Here is a 232-nt window from a genome sequence, read left to right on the forward strand (position 1 = left end):
TGACCAATTTATAGTCAATGGTGATGCCAGCACAACCCTTGATTTAGGATTACCTGACGACGTATTTTTTACTCTAGGTGCTGAATACCGCCACGAAAGCTACAAAATAGAACAAGGTGAAGAAGCCTCTTACATTACTGCACTTGATAGCAATGGCAACCCAATTGCTGCCGGTGGCGCGCAGGTACTTTCGGGTTTTGGTCCAGAAAGCGTAACCGATGAAAGCCGCCAT

The 232-nt window shown here is 46.1% G+C and carries 1 protein-coding gene; it reads left to right on the forward strand.

The annotated features are described in order from the left end of the window. Positions 1-232, forward strand: a 232-nt coding sequence (locus SB756_RS35900; RefSeq protein ID WP_410914011.1) for a hypothetical protein, incomplete at both ends; no start/stop codon positions are given.

Origin of the sequence: Pseudomonas sp. SIMBA_068 (assembly GCF_046534705.1) — a bacterium.
GTDB classification, from domain to species: domain Bacteria; phylum Pseudomonadota; class Gammaproteobacteria; order Pseudomonadales; family Pseudomonadaceae; genus Aquipseudomonas; species Aquipseudomonas putida.